Below are 19558 nucleotides of genomic sequence, written 5' to 3' on the forward strand. Positions count from 1 at the left end.
AAGCATAGCGCTTAGCCTCAGTGTGTCCTGATAGCCAGGTATAAAAACCCGCAATCTTGCTTTTTAATTTTTTTCGCTGAGCAGAAAGCTTTTAAACTGCGGCGACATCCAGGTTTTAAACCCTTGCCCCTCTTTCACAATCATATACACCGCCAGCCCTTCACGACGCACCACTTCTTTAGCCTTTTCCGGGCCGAGCACCATCAAACCGGTATCCCAGCCGTCAGCCTCCAGCGCCGTAGGGGCTATCACCGTCACAGACACCAGATTGTGTTCGATCGGACGACCGGTTTGCGGATCGATAACATGCGACAGGCGTTTACCGTCCAGCTCGTAATAGTTACGGTAGCTACCGGAGGTGCTGATGCCGTGCCCGTTAATGTCGACAACCGCTTGCACCGCGTTTTCTCGATCGGTGGGTTTCTGGATCGCCACCCGCCATGGATGGCCTTCCGCATTCATACCACGGCTGTTTAGCGCACCGCCAACGGAAACCAGATAACGGGCGATCCCCTCTTGCTCCATCAGTCGCGCCAGATGATCGGCGGCATAACCTTCACCAACGGTAGACAGATCCACATACAGATCCGGCAAGTCTTTTTGCAGGTAATCCCGATGAGCCTCATTAATCACTTTCAAATGTGAAAGTCCGGTTTGCGCTTTTGCGGCGTCAATTTGCGCCTGAGTGGGAATGTGTACGGGTTGCTGATCCGGACCGAAACCCCACAGGTTGACCAACGGTCCCACGGTGATATCCATCGCCCCATCGGTTTTCGCGCCAATTCGCAGCGCCGACGTGACGATATCCGCCATAGCGTCATTGACCGGCCACGGCGACAGACTTTTCGACAGATTAAAGCGCATCAGGGCAGAATCATTTTTATAGGTTGAAAGAAGCTGATCGTCAGCATCAAGCTGAGTCTGGATCTTCGCCTGCAACTCCCTGGCGCGTTTGGCATCCACGCCCACCGCGCTGACCCGCCAGAAAGTGCCCATCGTTTTACCTTCCAGAACGGTGGCGGATTGTGCGGTCTGAGCCGGTTTCGGGGCCTCATCGCACCCGACAAAAAAGATCGTCACAGCCAGCAGCGCTGCGCGATAAAAATTCATTTCCATACGTAATTATCCTCATGCGAACGGGCGCAAGAGTACACCAAAAATCGTTGTTTGTACGGCGAAAAAAAAGCATTAAAAAAGGCCCCGCAGGGCCTTTTAACAACATGAACGCAGATTAGAACTGGTAAACCAGGCCCAGTGCTACGATGTCATCGGTAGAGATACCGGCACGTTGGGTGAACTGGTTGTCATCCAGCAGGTTGATTTTGTAATCAACATAAGTGGACATGTTTTTGTTGAAGTAGTAGGTTGCGCCAACATCAACATATTTCACGATGTCCTGGTCACCGTAACCATTGTTCAGGTCTTTACCTTTAGACTGCAGGTAAGCCACAGACGGACGCAGACCGAAGTCGAACTGGTACTGCGCAACAGCTTCGAAGTTCTGCGCTTTGTTAGCCCAGCCCAGGTTACCCGCACGCGTTGCGTTGTAGGTCTGGGTGTACTGTGCTGCCAGGTACACGTTGTTCGCGTCGTATTTCAGACCACCAGTGTAAGTTTCAGCACGATCGCCAGTACCGAAATTCAGCTTGTTCTGCTCGTCAGTACGTTTAGAGCTGGTGACTGCAGTACCCAGGGAGAAGCCTTCACCGATATCATAAGTGATAGATCCGCCAACGCCGTCGCCGTTCTGATTCAGTGCATCACGACCGTTGCCGGTCACACCCGTCATGCCTTCGCCTTCCGGGCTACCGTTTTTACCCTGGTACTGAATGGCAAAGTTCAGGCCATCAACCAGACCGAAGAAGTCGGTGTTACGGTAGGTCGCGAAGCCGTTACCACGCTGCTGCATGAAGTTGTCCGCACCATAGGTGTCACCGCCGAATTCCGGCAGAACGTCGGTCCAGGAGGTTACGTCGTAAACCACGCCGTAGTTACGACCGTAGTCGAAAGAACCTGCATCAGCGAACTTCAGACCAGCAAACGCCACACGGGTCCAGGCGTTGTTTTCGTTTTCAGAGGAGTTACCCATGATCTGGTATTCCCACTGGCCGTAACCGGTCAGTTGGTCGTTAACCTGGGTTTCGCCTTTGAAGCCGATACGCATATAGGTCTGATCACCATCTTTAGAAGAGTCATCAGAGAAATAGTGCAGACCATCGACTTTACCGTACAGGTCTAATTTGTTGCCGTCTTTGTTGTAAATTTCAGCCGCATTTGCTGCGCCTGCTACCAGCAGAGCCGGTACCAGGAGGGACAGTACTTTAACTTTCATGTTATTAACCCTCTGTTATATGCCTTTATTGCTTTTTTATGCCACTGCTCACTGGCTAACCCTCATTAACCAGTCGGCAACTTCATTCTCCGCAAAAACACAGAATAATCCAACACGAATATGATACTAATACTTTAAAGATGTTTCATTTATCTATGTAGATGTTTCAAAATATTAACAAAAGGGAACTTTTTTTAATTAAGAAAATGGAGAGAATAAGCACAAATAGTCAAGAATTATTATAAAATATATATAAATCAATAAATTAAACAAAGAGCAACCATAGCACTGAATGATAAAAAAAAATCTTCACTCGCAACTAAAATAGACTCGCTATCATCATTAACTTTATTTATTACCGTCATTCATTCATGAATGTCTGTTTACCCCTATTTCAACCGAATGCTCTGCGTTCGGTTTTTTTTTACTCTTCTTTACACAAAGCTGACTGCTCTGTGCTACCGATGAAAAACTATCACGTCTATTAATCACCCCGTCACGTCGAGATCAGAAATAAACCTTATTATTAATTTCTTGTTATTTAATGCTAAATGTATACATTCACTACAAAATATTTGTACCCGTTATTATCCACTGTACACTTTTGCACCATCGGGGGTTGCAGCAAAATGTGACGTAGACAATGCAAACTCTGTGGCATGGTCCAGGTATGGCAATTCATACATTACCCTTTATACTGCCCCTTCAACTTTCGCGTCGTTTAACAGGTCATAAACACGAATGAGTCAGTCTGACACAACGGCTTCTACCCGATTCTCCCTACTACCGGGAAATATTACCCGTTACTTCTTATTACTGATCGTGGTGCTGTTGGTGATGATGGGCGTCATGGTCCAGAGCGCCGTCAATACCTGGCTAAAGGATAAGAGCTATCAGATTGTCGATATCACCCATGCCATTCATAAAAGGGTCGATACCTGGCGATACGTGACCTGGCAAATTTATGACAATATTGCCGCCACGCCGAGCTCGCCTGGCGCAGAAGGGCTGCAGGAAACTCGCCTGAAACAAGATGTCTACTATCTTGAAAAACCTCGCAGAAAAACCGAGGCGCTGATTTTCGGCTCGCATGACAGCTCTACGCTGGAGATGACCCAACGAATCTCAACCTATCTGGATACGCTGTGGGGCGCGGAAAATATTCCATGGTCAATGTATTACCTTAATGGTCAGGACAATAGCCTGATCCTTATCTCAACATTGCCGCTAAAAGATCTGACTTCCGGCTTTAAGGAATCGACGATCGGTAATATTGTCGACTCCCGGCGCGCTGAAATGTTGCAGCAGGCCAATGCGCTGGATGAGCGCGAAAGCTTCTCGTCGTTGCGCCGTCTGGTCTGGCAAAACGGACATTACTTCACGCTGCGCACGACCTTTAATCAGCCGGGACATCTGGCAACGGTTGTCGCCTTTGACCTGCCGATTAATGACCTGATCCCTGCCGGCATGCCGCTGGACAGTTTCCATCTGGTCCCTGATGCCAGTTCAACGACTGAACACGTCAATGAAAAAGAGTCGCCTGACAGCGTCAGTATTAGCTTCAACAACAGTAAAATTGAGATCTCATCGGCGCTGGACACGACGGATATGCGGCTGGTCTGGCAGGTTCCATTTGGCTCATTGCTACTCGATACGCTGCAAAACATTCTGCTGCCGCTGTTACTGAACATCGCGTTGCTGGCCCTGGCGCTGTTTGGTTATACCACCTTTCGTCACCTCCCTGCCCGTTCAACCGAAGTGGCGCCAAATCATGCGGCAAATAATGAACTGCGGATCCTGCGTGCGATCAATGAAGAGATTGTTTCCCTGCTGCCGCTGGGATTGTTGGTGCACGATCAAGAAGCCAACCGCACGGTAATTAGCAATAAAATTGCCGACCACCTGCTGCCGCATTTAAATCTGCAAAATATTACCAGTATGGCGGAACAACATCAGGGCGTTATTCAGGCCACTATCAATAATGAACTGTATGAAATCAGGCTGTTTCGCAGCCAGATCTCATCGCGAACGCAGATCTTTATCATTCGTGACCAGGACCGTGAAGTACTGGTTAATAAGAAGTTGAAGCAAGCGCAGCGGCTGTATGAGAAAAACCAGCAGGCCCGCGCGGCCTTTATGCAGAATATTGGTAATGCGCTGAAGGACCCGGCTAAAACACTGGCTGCTAATGCCGCCGCGCTCAATACCCCCGACAGCCAAAAACTGGCCAATCAGGCCGACGTTCTGGTTCGCATGGTGGATGAAATCCAGTTGGCTAACTTGCTGGAAAGCGACGCCTGGAAAGGTGAATCGACGCTGTTTTCCGTGCAGGCCTTGATTGACGACGTGGTCCCGGAGGTGTTGCCGGCCATTAAGCGTAAAGGGCTGCAGCTACTGATTAAAAATCACCTTAGCGCTCATGACGAACGCCGTGGCGACCGCGATGCCCTGCGTCGTATTTTGCTGTTGCTGATTCAATATGCGGTAACCACCACGCAGATTGGTAAAATCACACTGGAGGTCGACCAGGATGAATCGGAAGCTGAACGTCTGACTTTCCGCATTCTGGACACCGGGGAAGGCGTCACGTTACAGGAAGTTGATAACCTGCATTTCCCGTTCATTAATGACACACAAGGCGATCGTTATGGCAAAGCCAACCCGTTAACGTTTTGGCTGTGCGATCAGTTAGCCCGTAAGCTGGGTGGACACCTGAACATTAAAGCGCGGGAAGAGCTTGGAACACGTTATATAGTCCATGTTAAAATGCCACTGCACGATCAACATGCTGATAGTGAAGAGCGCCTGTTAGATGACGTCTGCGTGATGGTTGATGTGACCTCTAATGACGTACGGAGCATCGTATTACGTCAACTGGAAAACTGGGGGGCAACCTGCATCACGCCCGACGAACGGTTGAATAGTCAAGAATATGATCTCTTTTTAACAGATAATCCGTCTAATCTTACTGCCTCGGGCTTGCTTTTAAGCGATGATGAGTCTGGCGTACGGAAAATTGGCCCCGGCCAGCTGCGCGTCAACTTTAATATGAGCAATGCTATGCAGGAAGCTGTCCTCGAGCTGATAGAAGAGCAGTTGGCACAAGAAGAGCTCCAGGAGCTCCCCCTCGGCGGAGATGCAAACGCCGAACTTCATGCCAGCGGTTACTATGCACTCTTTGTAGACACAGTACCGGATGATGTTAAGAGGTTGTATACTGAGGCAGCAATCAGTGATTTCGCTGCGTTAGCCCAAACGGCTCATCGCCTGAAAGGCGTGTTTGCCATGCTTAATCTGGTACCCGGCAAGCAGTTATGTGAAGCGCTGGAACATCTTATTCAAGAGAAAGATGCTCCAGGTATAGAAAAATACATCAGCGACATTGACGCATACGTCAAGAGCTTGCTGTAGCAAGGTAGCCCAATACATGAACACTATGAACGTAATTATTGCCGATGACCACCCGATTGTACTGTTCGGTATTCGTAAATCACTTGAACAGATCGAGTGGGTTAATGTTGTCGGCGAATTTGAAGACTCCACAGCACTGATCAACAATTTGCCTAAGTTAGATGCTCATGTGTTGATTACCGACCTCTCCATGCCGGGAGATAAATACGGTGATGGGATCACGTTAATAAAATACATCAAGCGCCATTTCCCGAGCCTGTCGATTATTGTACTGACCATGAACAATAACCCGGCCATCCTGAGCGCGGTGCTGGATCTCGATATTGAAGGGATTGTCCTGAAGCAAGGCGCGCCAACAGACCTGCCGAAAGCGCTGGCCGCGCTGCAAAAGGGGAAGAAATTTACTCCGGAAAGCGTTTCTCGTCTGCTGGAAAAAATCAGCGCCAGTGGCTATGGCGACAAACGCCTGTCACCGAAAGAGAGCGAAGTTCTGCGCCTGTTTGCCGAAGGTTTCCTGGTGACTGAAATTGCCAAAAAGCTCAACCGCAGTATTAAAACCATCAGCAGCCAGAAAAAATCGGCGATGATGAAACTCGGTGTGGAAAACGATATCGCGCTGTTGAATTACCTCTCTTCCGTGACGCTGAGTCCTTCAGATAAAGAGTAATTAACTGCCTGATGGCACTGCGTTTACCAGGCCTACGAACAGTTTGTTCCGTAGGCCTGGTAAGGCAAACCCCGCTATCCGGCATCTTTATCCCCGCGCCTTCCTCACTCTTTCCGCATAGACCGTCAGCGTTTGCTTCAATACATCTAATGTCACTGGCTTGGAAAGACAGCTATCCATACCGGATTCCAGACACCGCTGCTTCTCTTCAGCCAGCGCGTTTGCCGTCACGCCCACAACCGGCAACGTTAAACCTAACTGGCGGATGCGCTGAGTCAGGCGATAACCATCCATGTTTGGCATGTTGACGTCGCTCAGCACGATGTCGATATGGTTTTTACTCAGTACATTGAGGGCATCGACACCGTCATTCGCCGTTTTACACTGATATCCCAACGATCCCAGTTGATCGGCCAGTAAACGCCGGTTGATAGGATGATCGTCGACCACCAGTATCATCATGTCATCGTTGGTAGCGCCGACTTTATCCGGGGCGGGTAGCGCCGTCGAGAGTTCTTCACTCCCCAGATCAACGCTGTAAATATGCGCCAGCAGCGCGGGCAGTTCGTGCGGTGACGCCACGCTGTGCACCCACTCCCCTGGCCCCCTTTCCAACGGAATCCCAATATGGCGACGGCATAAAATCACCGCGGCACGTCCTTGCCACGCCTGTTCCAGCACATCATCGGCAACCAACAAGTCATCAGCATCCGGGCGCTGCCCCTCATAACGCAGCACGGTCACCCCGCTACGCATCAAACTGGATTCGACAAAGCGATACAGCGATGCGTTACGCACCGCCAGCCAGCAACGGGTGCCAGCCAGTCCTTCTACGCCTTTTTTCTGCGGATACTGGGCGCCATAAAGAGGAATACGGAGCGTAAACTGGCTGCCCATTCCCGGTTCTGAATCAACGGAAATGTCGCCATCCATCATGCTGATCAGTTTTTCACAGATAGCCAAACCGAGCCCGGTTCCCTGGAAATTACGCTGTACGCCAGTGCCCACCTGGAAGAAAGGATCGAACAAACGGACCACTTCTTTGGCGGGGATACCCACCCCGGTATCACGCACACGGATACTGAGGTAATCACCGTCACACTGCACATGCAGCACAATGCAGCCGGTATCGGTAAACTTGATCGCGTTACTCAGCAGATTGGAGATCACCTGCTGTAAACGCATAGGATCGCCATTCAACGCGACGGGCACATCCGGGTCGATAAAACAGTACAATCCCAACTGCTTACGCACCACCAGCGGCAGATAGTTTGCCGTAATATGGCTCATCACTTCACGCGGTGAGAACTCGCGCGGTTCAATCTTCAACTGTTCAGATTCAATTTTCGAGAAATCGAGAATATCGCTGATAATTTTCAACAGCAGGCTGGAAGAGTTATTCATCGCCGTCACCAGGCGATCCACCCCGTTGGGTAACTCTTTGGTTTGCAACAAATCGAGGTTACCGATAATGCCATACAGCGGCGTACGCAGCTCATGGCTCACTGTCGCAAGGAACATCGATTTGGACTGACTCGCCTGTTCCGCCGCCTGGGCCATCTCCTGCAACGACTCTTCCATTTTAACGCGCGCACTGACGTCAACCAGGACGCAAATTGCCACGTTTTCATTGCGATAGCGCGAATGCACAAAGCTGATTTGCAGATTGGTATTGTTACTGGTCAGCACATCGACAAAATTAACCTGCTGGCCGCAGATGATCTGCGTTAACCGTTGCCGGTCTTCATGCGTCAGCATGTTCAGATAGGTATGCGCCAGTTCATTACTCAGGATGTTAATGCCATCCAGCGTGCGCAAAATACAAATCCCCACCGGCGCGGAAGCCACGATTTTACGGTTAAATTGCTCGTGTTCCTCCAGGCGCTGAGCATCGCTTTCCGCAGGAATAAAAATACGCCGCTCATACATACGCGTAAGCATAAACAATGCCGCGCCGACCAGCACATTCAGCAGAATAGCGTTCAGGATCATCATGCGGATCCGCTCCAGCACCAGATCAACCGGAACAGAGTACACAATGCTCAGCGATGACGGCGGGAGATTTTTCTTCAGCACCAGATCGCGAAAACCCGGCGTATAACCAAACCAGGAACGCTCCTGCATCCAGCGTGGTTCAGCCTTAATATTCCCCTCAGGGCCGGTGAGCGAAATCAGCGCATGACCATTTTCATCGAGAATGGTCACCCCCATAGGCAAACTGCCCGGCGTGAAGAAGTTCTCCATGCGAATAGGTTGTTCCACGCCCAGCAGCGCCTGCAGACGGTTGGCAAGATAAACCGGCGTCAGCGCATAGAAATAGCCCACTCCAGGACGCGGCCCCTGGCTAATCCAGAACAGGTTATTACCGTTTTCATCCTGCGGCGCATTGCGATACTTAATAATGCGCTCATGCAGCGCTTTCAGGGCCTGGTCACGTTCGACGGGCATCTCACGCAGACCAAAGTTCGCCATACAGAGATTATCGCTGCCGATCAGGAATATGCGATTCAAATCATAGGCAGCAGAAAAATTGTCGCGCCAGTAGCGCATAAACCACGCCAGCGACTCCAGAGAACCTCGCCAGGCGTTGCCCATCACCGAACAGTCGGAGTCGGCAAACAGCGGCTCAAAATTAGGTACGACGGTTTTGTCATCCCGCGCCCGCAGCGACATCACGCCGTTTTCCGCCGTTAAGCGATTCTCGGCAATATATTTCAGCTCTTTAATAACATCCGATGTGCGCTGGATATAACGCTGGGCCTGATCGGAGCTGAGGTTAAGTTCCTGATGGATCTCAGACTCTCTCTGGTGCAGCGCGTTCACAATGTAGAACACGGAGGCAAAAGCGATCAGACACCAGATCAGGAGCGCCAACGCTCTGAACAGGTAGCGTGAGACTTTTAGGGTTGAATGAACGGAAGCAAGGTATTTCAAAGGGGCGAAGCTCCGCCTCAGGGCATTAATAGAGTGTGGTTAAGGTAGCGGTAAATGTCCGGCGTCGCAATGCCCTCTCTTTACGGGAATATGATACACCGCTCTGAAACCGTTGTCTTAACCCGTGATAATCGTCGTTTGCCTGAAACACACAGCACGGATGTCAGAATGCGCGACCTGAGATGGCTGGCTCGTCGGTTATATCCACGACGATTACGCAACCAAATGATCATGATGGCCATTCTGATGGTCATCATTCCGACGATATCCATAGGTTATATCGTAGAAACTGAAGGCCGTTCAGCAGTCTTATCTGAAAAAGAGAAAAAACTGTCATCAGTCATAGCGCTGCTAAATGATGCACTGGGCGACAGCTTTAACGACTACGATAACCTGCCGCGCGAAGAGCGCATTCGGGCGCTTAATCATGAGTTAGCTCCTGTTACCGAGCGAATTACCCGGGCGTTTCCCGGCGTTGGCGCAGGGTATTACCACAAAGCGCTGGATGCCATTATCACCTACGCGCCCTCTGCGCTGTATCAGAGCAATGTAGGTATCACTATCACCGACGATCATCCGGGACGCGAAGTGATGAGTAGCAATGCGCCAGTGGTCTATTCAGGGCGACAGGTGCGTGGCGACATACTCAACTCCATGATCCCAATAGAGCGCCAGGGAGAGGTTATTGGGTATATCTGGGCCAATGAACTAACCCAAGATATTCGCCAGCAGGCCTGGAGAATGGACGTCAGGATAATTGCCGTACTGGTTACCGGGCTCATTTTTAGCCTGCTGCTGATCGTGCATTTTTCACGCCGACTCAGCGCGAATATCGACATTATCACTGATGGACTCTCAACGCTGGCACAAAAAACGCCCGCCCGACTGCCTGAACTCCCCGGCGAGTTGGGACAAATCAGCCGTAGCGTTAATGCGCTGGCGCAAACGCTACGGGACACCAAAACCCTCAACGATCTGATTATTGAAAATGCCGCAGATGGTGTGATCGCCATCGACAGACAAGGCGACGTCACCACCATGAACCCGGCGGCAGAGCAGATAACGGGCTACTCGCTGCATGAGCTGGTGGGTCAATCTTATGCGACGCTGTTTGCCAATACGCAGTTTCATAGCCCGGTACTGGATACTCTCGAGCACGGTACTGAGCACGTGGCTCAGGAGATTAGCTTTCCGGGACGTGAACGCACCATCGAGATAAGTGTTACCACCAGCCGGATCCATAACGCACACGGCGAACTGATTGGCGCGCTGGTTATTTTCTCCGATTTAACTGCCCGGAAAGAGACCCAGCGTCGGTTGGCGCAAACCGAAAGGCTCGCCACTCTGGGTGAACTGATGGCCGGAGTCGCGCATGAAGTGAGAAACCCGCTGACCGCAATCCGTGGCTACGTCCAGATCATCCGCCAGCAAACCTCCCTACCGGAACATCAGGAGTATTTATCTGTTGTGCTTAACGAAATTGATTCCATCAATAAAGTTATTCAACAGCTGTTAGATTTTTCACGTCCGCGACAAAGCCAGTGGCAGCAGATTCAGCTCAATGCGTTGATTGAAGAGACGCTAATCCTGGTGCAAACCGCCGGCCTTCAGGCACGGATTGGTTTTACCACGGAATTAGATCCCAGCCTGCCGCCGATCGTCGCCGATCGCGAACTCCTCAAGCAGGTGATCCTCAACATTTTAATCAATGCAGTACAGGCGATCGCTGCGCGAGGCGAAATTCGCATTCGCACCTGGCAATACTCGGCCTCACAACAGGCCGTGATGATTGAAGATAATGGCAATGGTATCGATCTCGCCATTCAGAAGAAAATATTCGATCCCTTTTTTACGACGAAAGCATCAGGCACTGGTCTTGGACTGGCGCTGAGCCAGCGCATTATCAATGCGCATCAGGGGGATATCCACGTAACCAGCCAGCCTGGCTGTGGGGCGATATTTACCCTGATTTTACCTCTTAACCCGCTGGGAAATCCGTCAGAATGAAAACGACATACCGTATTCTCATCGTTGATGATGAAGAAAATGTTCGCCGTATGCTTGCCACCGCATTTTCCCTGCAAGGACATGAAACGCATTGCGCCAGCGACGGGAAAGCCGCGCTGAGCCTGTTTAGCGAAACGCAGCCAGACGTCGTGCTGATGGATATTCGCATGCCGGAGATGGACGGCATCGACGCGCTGAAAGTGATGCGCGCCCAGCAACCCCGTATCCCTGTCATTCTGATGACCGCGTATGCCGAAGTCGAAACCGCCGTAGAAGCGCTACGTAGCGGCGCATTTGATTACGTGATTAAGCCCTTTGATCTCGACGAGCTAAGCATGGTGATTCAACGCGCATTGCAACTGCAGGAGATGAAACAGGAAATCCGCAATCTACACAAAGCGTTGAGCACCAGCTGGCAGTGGGGGCATATTCTGACCAACAGTCCGCGTATGATGGATATCTGTAAAGACACGGCGAAAATCGCCCTCTCACAGGCCAATGTTCTGATAAGCGGTGAAAGCGGCACAGGAAAAGAGCTGATCGCCCGCGCCATTCACTACAACAGCAAACGCGCCAATGGCCCATTTATCAAAGTTAACTGCGCGGCTCTGCCGGAGTCGCTGCTGGAAAGCGAGCTATTTGGTCACGAAAAAGGCGCTTTCACCGGAGCACAGACGTTGCGTCAGGGGTTATTCGAGCGCGCTCATCAGGGAACGCTGTTGCTTGATGAAATTGGTGAGATGCCGCTGGTGTTGCAGGCCAAACTGCTGCGTATTTTGCAGGAGAGAGAGTTTGAACGCATCGGCGGGCACCAGACCATTCGCGTTGATATTCGTATCGTCGCCGCCACCAACCGCTGCCTGCAAACCATGGTGAAGGAAGGAACGTTTCGCGAAGACCTGTTTTACCGGCTCAACGTTATCCATTTAACTTTGCCTCCCTTACGCGAGCGTCGTGAAGACATTGCCTTACTCGCCAACCACTTTTTACAAAAATTCAGCGCTGAAAATCAGCGCGATATTATCGAGATCGACCCGACGGCAATGTCGATGCTCACCGCCTGGTCCTGGCCGGGTAACATTCGTGAACTGTCAAACGTCATCGAACGTGCCGTCATTATGAATACTGGCGCGATAATTTTTGCCGACGATCTCCCCGACGCTTTCCGCAACCCGGTGAGCGCCACGACAGAGACAAAACCGACTCACTCCGGGGAGCGCAATCTGAAAGAAGAGATTAAGCGTGAGGAAAAACGCATTATCCTCGAAGTCCTCGACAGTCAGGACGGCAACCGCACCCGCACGGCGTTGATGCTGGGGATTAGCCGACGCGCCCTGATGTATAAATTACAAGAGTACGGCATCGACCCTTCGGGTTCCTGATACGCAAATTTGCTATGCAGAATTTTGCACACTGCGCAAAATCCTGCATAGCCCCTCGCTTTACCTCCCCGTTAGAAATATAGAAATACATTAATAAATTCAAACGATTAAAGATTAATACGTCTTTTAAAGCATCCTGGCATTCTGCTTGCACTTCCCTGAGCGTACCCAAAATGGAGTATGCAAAAGGGAAACATAATGAAAACAAAACTGATTACCTTACAAGACGCTGCAGGCTTCTTTCGTGACGGCATGACCATCATGGTCGGTGGTTTTATGGGGGTTGGCACACCGCCTCGCCTGGTTGAAGCCCTACTGGAATCCGGCGTCAGAGATCTGACGCTGATTGCTAACGATACTGCATTTGTCGATACCGGTATCGGGCCACTGATCGTCAATGGGCGGGTGAGCAAAGTCATTGCCTCGCACATTGGCACCAACCCGGAAACCGGTCGTCGCATGATTGCTGGCGAGATGGACGTACAGTTGGTTCCGCAAGGTACCCTGATCGAGCAAATTCGCTGCGGCGGCGCGGGTCTTGGTGGTTTTCTGACGCCTACCGGCGTTGGCACCATCGTGGAAGATGGTAAGCAGACCATCACGCTCGAGGGCAAAACCTGGCTTCTTGAACGCCCATTGCGCGCCGATTTAGCGCTTATTCGCGCCCATCGCTCTGACATGCTTGGCAACCTCACCTACCAGCTCAGCGCCCGAAACTTTAACCCTCTGATTGCTCTCGCCGCTGACATCACGCTGGTTGAACCGGATGAAATGGTTGAAACAGGCGAGCTGCAGCCTGACCAGATTGTTACCCCCGGCGCCGTTATCGACCATATCGTCATTCCACAGGAGAGCTAATCATGGATGCTAAACACCGTATTGCGCGCCGGGTGGCGCAAGAGCTTCGCGATGGCGATATCGTCAACTTAGGTATTGGCCTGCCAACCATGGTAGCCAACTACTTGCCTGCAGATATTCACATTACGCTGCAATCTGAGAATGGTTTTCTGGGACTGGGCCCAGTGACCACCGCGCATCCTGACCTGGTAAACGCGGGCGGCCAACCGTGCGGTATTTTGCCAGGCGCGGCGATGTTTGATAGCGCCATGTCGTTCGCGTTGATTCGCGGCGGTCACGTTGATGCCTGTGTGCTGGGTGGGTTACAGGTCGATGAGCAGGCAAACCTTGCCAACTGGGTGGTTCCCGGCAAGATGGTGCCCGGCATGGGGGGCGCTATGGATCTGGTGACCGGTGCACGGAAAGTCATTATTGCCATGGAGCATTGCGCGAAAGACGGCTCAGCAAAAATCCTGCGGCAATGCACCATGCCACTCACCGCGCAGCATGCTGTGCACATGCTGGTCACTGAACTTGCCGTATTCCGCTTTATTGACGGCAAAATGTGGCTAACTGAAATTGTCGAAGGATGTGATATCGCCACGCTGCGTGAAAAAACCGAAGCGCAGTTTGCTATTGCCGACGATCTGCTCATCCTGCGAGGTGACGCATGATTGGCCGCATCGCTCGCTTTATGACACGGGTGGTCAGCCGCTGGCTGCCCGACCCGCTGATTTTCGCCATGTTGTTAACATTGCTGACCTTCGGCATCGCGCTATGGTTAACGCCACAGACGCCCATCAGCATGGTGAAATTCTGGGGTGACGGTTTCTGGAACCTGCTGGCGTTTGGTATGCAGATGGCGCTAATCATCGTGACCGGCCATGCGTTAGCCAGTTCCGGGCCGGTGAAAAGCCTGCTGCGTACGGCGGCATCCGCTGCCAAAACCCCCGCCCAGGGCGTAATGCTGGTCACTTTTTTTGGTTCGGTTGCCTGCGTTATCAACTGGGGATTCGGTCTGGTGGTCGGGGCGATGTTCGCCCGCGAAGTCGCTCGTCGGGTACCGGGTTCCGATTATCCGTTACTGATTGCCTGCGCCTACATCGGCTTCCTGACCTGGGGCGGTGGTTTTTCCGGCTCAATGCCTTTGTTGGCGGCAACGCCTGGCAACCCGGTCGAGCACATAGCGGGATTAATTCCCGTCGCGGATACCCTGTTCACCGGCTTCAATATCTTCATCACCGTGGCGCTGATTGTGGTAATGCCGTTCATCACGCGCATGATGACGCCAAAACCTACAGATGTGGTGAGCATCGATCCGAAACTATTACTGGAAGAAGCTGATTTTCAGAAGAAGCTGCCGCCAGACGCGCCGCCGTCGGAAAAACTGGAAGAAAGCCGCATTCTGGCACTGATCATCGGTGCATTAGGTATTGCCTATCTGGGCATCTACTTTGCTGAGAAAGGTTTCAACATCACCATCAATACCGTCAACCTGATGTTTATGATTGCCGGTCTGCTGCTGCATAAAACACCGATGGCCTATATGCGCGCCGTCAGCGCTGCCGCACGTAGCACCGCCGGGATTCTGGTGCAATTCCCCTTCTACGCCGGTATTCAGTTGATGATGGAGCACTCCGGTCTCGGCGGGCTTATTACCGAATTTTTCATTAACGTCGCCAACAAAGATACCTTCCCGCTGATGACCTTCTTCAGTTCAGCGCTGATTAACTTTGCCGTGCCGTCCGGCGGCGGCCATTGGGTTATTCAGGGACCGTTCGTCATGCCTGCGGCGCAGGCGCTGGGTGCCGATCTTGGCAAATCAGTGATGGCCATCGCCTACGGGGAGCAGTGGATGAACATGGCACAACCATTCTGGGCGCTACCGGCTCTGGCCATCGCCGGGCTGGGCGTGCGCGACATTATGGGGTACTGCATCACCGCCCTGCTCTTCTCCGGCGTCATTTTTGTTATTGGATTGACCCTGTTCTGACGGCAACAACTTCTTAAAAGGAACTGAAAAATGAAAAACTGTGTCATCGTCAGCGCGGCACGTACCGCAATCGGCAGTTTTAACGGCGCACTGGCAACAACGGGTGCCGTCGAGCTTGGAGCCACCGTCATTAGAGCCGCCCTTGAGCGTGCTCACCTTGACCCTCAACGCGTGGACGAGGTGATTATGGGCAACGTGTTGCAGTCAGGACTCGGACAAAATCCGGCGCGTCAGGCATTGTTAAAAAGCGGCCTGTCCGACACCGTTTGCGGCTTTACCGTCAACAAAGTGTGCGGCTCGGGCCTGAAAAGCGTAGCGCTTGCTGCCCTCGCAATTAAGGCAGGACAAGCTCAGGCGATCGTGGCGGGAGGGATGGAAAACATGAGCCAGGCCCCCTACCTGTTAGACGCAAAGGCCCGCTGGGGATATCGTCTTGGTGATGGGCAATTGTCAGACGTTATTCTGCGCGACGGCCTGATCTGCGCCGAGCATGGGTACCACATGGGGATCACCGCAGAAAATGTCGCCAAAGAGTACGGCATCAGCCGCGAAATGCAGGATGAACTGGCACTGCAGTCACAACGTAAAGCCGTGGCTGCCATCACATCCGGCGCATTCGAGGCTGAAATCGTGCCCGTCAGCGTGTCGTCCCGTAAAAAAACCATCATCTTTGAGCGCGACGAGTTCCCCAAAGCTGACTCAACGGCGGAAGGGCTCGCCGCCTTACGCCCGGCCTTTGATAAAACAGGAACCGTCACCGCAGGCAACGCTTCGGGGATCAACGACGGTGCGGCGGCATTAGTGGTAATGGAAGAGTCTGCGGCACTGGCGGCAGGGCTGAAACCGCTGGCGCGGATCAAAGCCTGGGCCAGCGGCGGCGTGGCACCGGCGATGATGGGGATGGGGCCGGTTCCGGCCACGCAAAAAGCGCTACAGCTGAGCGGGCTGCAGCTGTCCGATATCGATCTTATCGAAGCCAACGAGGCATTTGCCGCGCAGTTTCTTGCCGTCGGCAAAACGCTGGGGTTCGATCCGCAAAAGGTTAACGTCAACGGCGGGGCCATTGCGCTGGGACATCCTATTGGCGCCAGCGGCGCACGAATTCTGGTTACGCTGCTGCATGCGCTACAGGCACGCGATCAAACGCTTGGGCTTGCCACGCTGTGCATTGGCGGCGGTCAGGGAATCGCAATGATTGTGGAACGCATGAATTAAAAAAAGGGCCGGATTTCTCCGGCCCTTTTCATAACATCTCAATTACTCGTCAGCGTCATCCGCTGCATCATCATCGGTTTCTGCTTCAGGCGCGATATCCTCGTCGCCCTCAGCGGCACTTCCGTCGATGGAGTCGAGTTCTTCATCATCAACCGGCTCAGCAACGCGTTGCAGACCCACAACGTTTTCATCTTCCGCAGTACGGATGAGGATCACGCCCTGGGTGTTACGCCCTACTACGCTGATTTCCGACACGCGAGTACGCACCAGCGTACCTGCATCGGTGATCATCATGATCTGGTCGGTATCTTCAACCTGTACCGCGCCAACAACAGAGCCGTTGCGCTCGGTCACTTTGATGGAGATAACGCCCTGAGTCGCACGAGACTTGGTCGGATACTCTTCTGCCGCGGTACGCTTACCGTAGCCGTTTTGCGTCACGGTCAGGATAGCGCCTTCGCCGCGCGGAATAATCAGAGAAACGACTTTGTCTTCGCCTGCCAGCTTGATACCGCGTACGCCGGTCGCGGTACGACCCATCGCACGAACGGCATCTTCTTTAAAGCGCACTACTTTACCCGCGGCAGAGAACAGCATGACTTCGTCACTACCGGACGTCAGGTCAACGCCAATCAGCTCGTCGCCTTCGTTCAGGTTAACCGCAATGATACCGGCGGAACGCGGACGGCTGAACTCGGTCAGCGCGGTTTTCTTCACGGTACCGCTGGCGGTCGCCATAAAGACGTTCACACCTTCTTCGTACTCGCGTACCGGCAGAATAGCGGTGATACGTTCGTTCGCTTCCAATGGCAGCAGGTTGACGATTGGACGTCCACGCGCGCCACGGCTGGCTTCCGGCAACTGATAAACCTTCATCCAGTACAAACGACCACGGCTGGAGAAGCAGAGGATCGTGTCATGGGTGTTGGCCACCAGCAGGCGGTCAATAAAGTCTTCTTCTTTAATACGTGCTGCTGATTTGCCTTTACCGCCACGACGCTGTGCTTCGTAATCGGTTAACGGCTGATATTTCACGTAGCCCTGATGAGACAAGGTCACGACAACATCTTCCTGGCTAATCAGATCTTCGATATTGATGTCAGCGCTGTTGGCGGTGATTTCGGTACGACGTTCGTCGCCGAACTGCTCGCGAATCAGCTCCATCTCTTCACGGATAACTTCCATCAGACGATCTGCGCTGCCCAGAATATGCAGCAGTTCAGCGATCTGCTCCAGCAGCTCTTTGTATTCGTCGAGCAGTTTTTCATGCTCAAGGCCGGTCAGTTTCTGCAAACGCAGATCCAGAATCGCCTGGGCCTGCTGTTCAGTCAGGTAGTACTGACCGTCACGCACGCCAAATTCCGGCTCCAGCCATTCAGGACGCGCGGCGTCATCACCGGCACGTTCCAGCATGGCGGACACGTTACCCAGCTCCCAAGAACGCGCAACCAACGCAGCTTTCGCTTCTGCCGGGGTCGGCGCGCGGCGGATCAGTTCAATGATTGGGTCAATGTTCGCCAGCGCAATCGCCAACGCTTCAAGGATATGCGCACGGTCGCGGGCTTTACGCAGTTCAAAGATAGTACGACGCGTTACGACTTCACGACGGTGGCGTACAAACGCGGCAATAATATCTTTCAGGTTCATGATCTTCGGTTGACCATGGTGCAGCGCAACCATGTTGATACCGAAAGAAACCTGCAGTTGGGTCTGGGAATAAAGGTTGTTCAGAACCACTTCCCCGACCGCATCGCGTTTCACTTCAATCACGATGCGCATACCGTCTTTATCAGACTCGTCACGCAGCGCACTGATGCCTTCAACGCGTTTGTCTTTTACCAGCTCGGCGATTTTCTCGATCAGGCGCGCTTTGTTCACCTGATACGGAATTTCATGGACGATGATGGTTTCACGGCCGGTTTTGGCGTCGGCTTCGACTTCCGCGCGGGCGCGAATGTACACTTTGCCGCGACCGGTACGGTAGGCTTCTTCGATACCACGACGACCGTTAATGATCGCGGCGGTCGGGAAGTCCGGACCCGGAATATGCTCCATCAGCCCTTCAATGCTGATGTCTTCATCGTCAATGTATGCCAGACAGCCGTTGATCACTTCCGTCAGGTTGTGCGGCGGAATGTTGGTTGCCATACCTACCGCGATACCGGACGAACCGTTCACCAGCAGGTTAGGAATTTTGGTCGGCATGACGTCAGGAATTTGTTCGGTGCCGTCGTAGTTATCGACGAAATCAACCGTTTCTTTTTCCAGGTCAGCCATCAGCTCATGGGCGATTTTCGACATACGGATTTCCGTATAACGCATCGCCGCTGCGGAGTCGCCATCGACAGAACCAAAGTTACCCTGACCATCTACCAGCATGTAACGCAAGGAGAATGGCTGCGCCATACGAACAATGGTGTCGTAAACGGCGGTATCACCATGAGGGTGGTATTTACCGATTACGTCACCAACGACACGGGCAGATTTTTTATAGGCTTTATTCCAGTCGTTGCCCAATACGTTCATGGCGTAAAGTACGCGACGGTGAACCGGTTTCAGGCCATCTCGGACGTCTGGCAGCGCACGGCCAACAATGACCGACATCGCATAATCCAGATATGAGCTCTTCAGCTCTTCCTCAATGTTGACCGGTGTAATTTCTCTCGCAAGGTCGCTCATCTAACCGCTATCCCTCTACTGTATCCCGGATTCAAAGGTCGCAAATTATAACACATTCGCACAGATTCAGGTAAATGGATTCCCCCTGACAGAGGCTTTAT

The 19558-nt window shown here is 52.3% G+C and carries 12 protein-coding genes; 8 read left to right on the forward strand and 4 right to left on the reverse strand.

Features of this window, described 5'->3' with window-relative positions:
* Positions 1-63 precede the first annotated feature (63 nt).
* Together apbE and JSN25_RS20105 are read right to left on the reverse strand one after the other, a co-directional pair.
* Positions 64-1116: an FAD:protein FMN transferase ApbE gene (gene apbE / locus JSN25_RS20100; protein WP_199965641.1), complete on the reverse strand. Its 1053-nt coding sequence runs from the start codon at positions 1114-1116 to the stop codon at positions 64-66.
* Positions 1117-1231: 115 nt separating this feature from the next.
* Complete coding sequence (locus tag JSN25_RS20105; protein WP_204525291.1) at positions 1232-2332, reverse strand: porin OmpC; 1101 nt, start codon at positions 2330-2332, stop codon at positions 1232-1234.
* 741 nt (positions 2333-3073) lie between these two features.
* Between JSN25_RS20105 and rcsD the strand changes: the two genes are divergently transcribed.
* Positions 3074-5743, forward strand: a complete 2670-nt coding sequence (rcsD, locus tag JSN25_RS20110) for a phosphotransferase RcsD (protein WP_038642214.1) — start codon at positions 3074-3076, stop codon at positions 5741-5743.
* A gap of 16 nt (positions 5744-5759) precedes the next feature.
* Positions 5760-6410, forward strand: a complete 651-nt coding sequence (rcsB, locus tag JSN25_RS20115; protein ID WP_003027592.1) for a response regulator transcription factor RcsB — start codon at positions 5760-5762, stop codon at positions 6408-6410.
* An 87-nt stretch (positions 6411-6497) separates the two neighbouring features.
* On the opposite strand, the gene rcsC is transcribed toward rcsB, so the two are convergent.
* Complete coding sequence (gene rcsC / locus JSN25_RS20120; protein ID WP_204525292.1) at positions 6498-9344, reverse strand: two-component system sensor histidine kinase RcsC; 2847 nt, start codon at positions 9342-9344, stop codon at positions 6498-6500.
* Between the two features lie 168 nt (positions 9345-9512).
* Here rcsC and atoS point away from each other — a divergent pair, with 168 nt between their 5' ends.
* From atoS to JSN25_RS20150, 6 genes are all read left to right on the forward strand, one after another.
* A complete protein-coding gene (atoS, locus tag JSN25_RS20125; protein WP_038643273.1) occupies positions 9513-11351 on the forward strand; it encodes a two-component system sensor histidine kinase AtoS in 1839 nt (612 codons plus the stop codon).
* A complete protein-coding gene (atoC, locus tag JSN25_RS20130; protein WP_110497366.1) occupies positions 11348-12733 on the forward strand; it encodes an acetoacetate metabolism transcriptional regulator AtoC in 1386 nt (461 codons plus the stop codon). Before atoS ends, atoC begins: the two co-directional genes overlap by 4 nt.
* A gap of 198 nt (positions 12734-12931) precedes the next feature.
* Complete coding sequence (gene atoD, locus JSN25_RS20135) at positions 12932-13591, forward strand: acetate CoA-transferase subunit alpha (RefSeq protein ID WP_038642220.1); 660 nt, start codon at positions 12932-12934, stop codon at positions 13589-13591.
* Positions 13592-13593: 2 nt separating this feature from the next.
* Positions 13594-14244, forward strand: a complete 651-nt coding sequence (locus JSN25_RS20140) for a 3-oxoacid CoA-transferase subunit B (protein WP_087857377.1) — start codon at positions 13594-13596, stop codon at positions 14242-14244.
* Positions 14241-15563 carry a TIGR00366 family protein gene (locus tag JSN25_RS20145; RefSeq protein ID WP_038642224.1) on the forward strand — a complete coding sequence of 441 codons (1323 nt, stop codon included), beginning with the start codon at positions 14241-14243 and terminating at the stop codon, positions 15561-15563. Before JSN25_RS20140 ends, JSN25_RS20145 begins: the two co-directional genes overlap by 4 nt.
* Positions 15564-15593: 30 nt before the next feature.
* A complete protein-coding gene (locus tag JSN25_RS20150; RefSeq protein WP_085047839.1) occupies positions 15594-16778 on the forward strand; it encodes an acetyl-CoA C-acetyltransferase in 1185 nt (394 codons plus the stop codon).
* 42 nt (positions 16779-16820) lie between these two features.
* Here JSN25_RS20150 and gyrA read toward each other — a convergent pair whose 3' ends face one another.
* Positions 16821-19457: a DNA topoisomerase (ATP-hydrolyzing) subunit A gene (gene gyrA, locus JSN25_RS20155; protein ID WP_087857376.1), complete on the reverse strand. Its 2637-nt coding sequence runs from the start codon at positions 19455-19457 to the stop codon at positions 16821-16823.
* Positions 19458-19558 lie beyond the last annotated feature (101 nt).

It is taken from the genome of Citrobacter cronae, from assembly GCF_016893685.1.
Classification (GTDB): Bacteria; Pseudomonadota; Gammaproteobacteria; order Enterobacterales; family Enterobacteriaceae; genus Citrobacter; species Citrobacter werkmanii.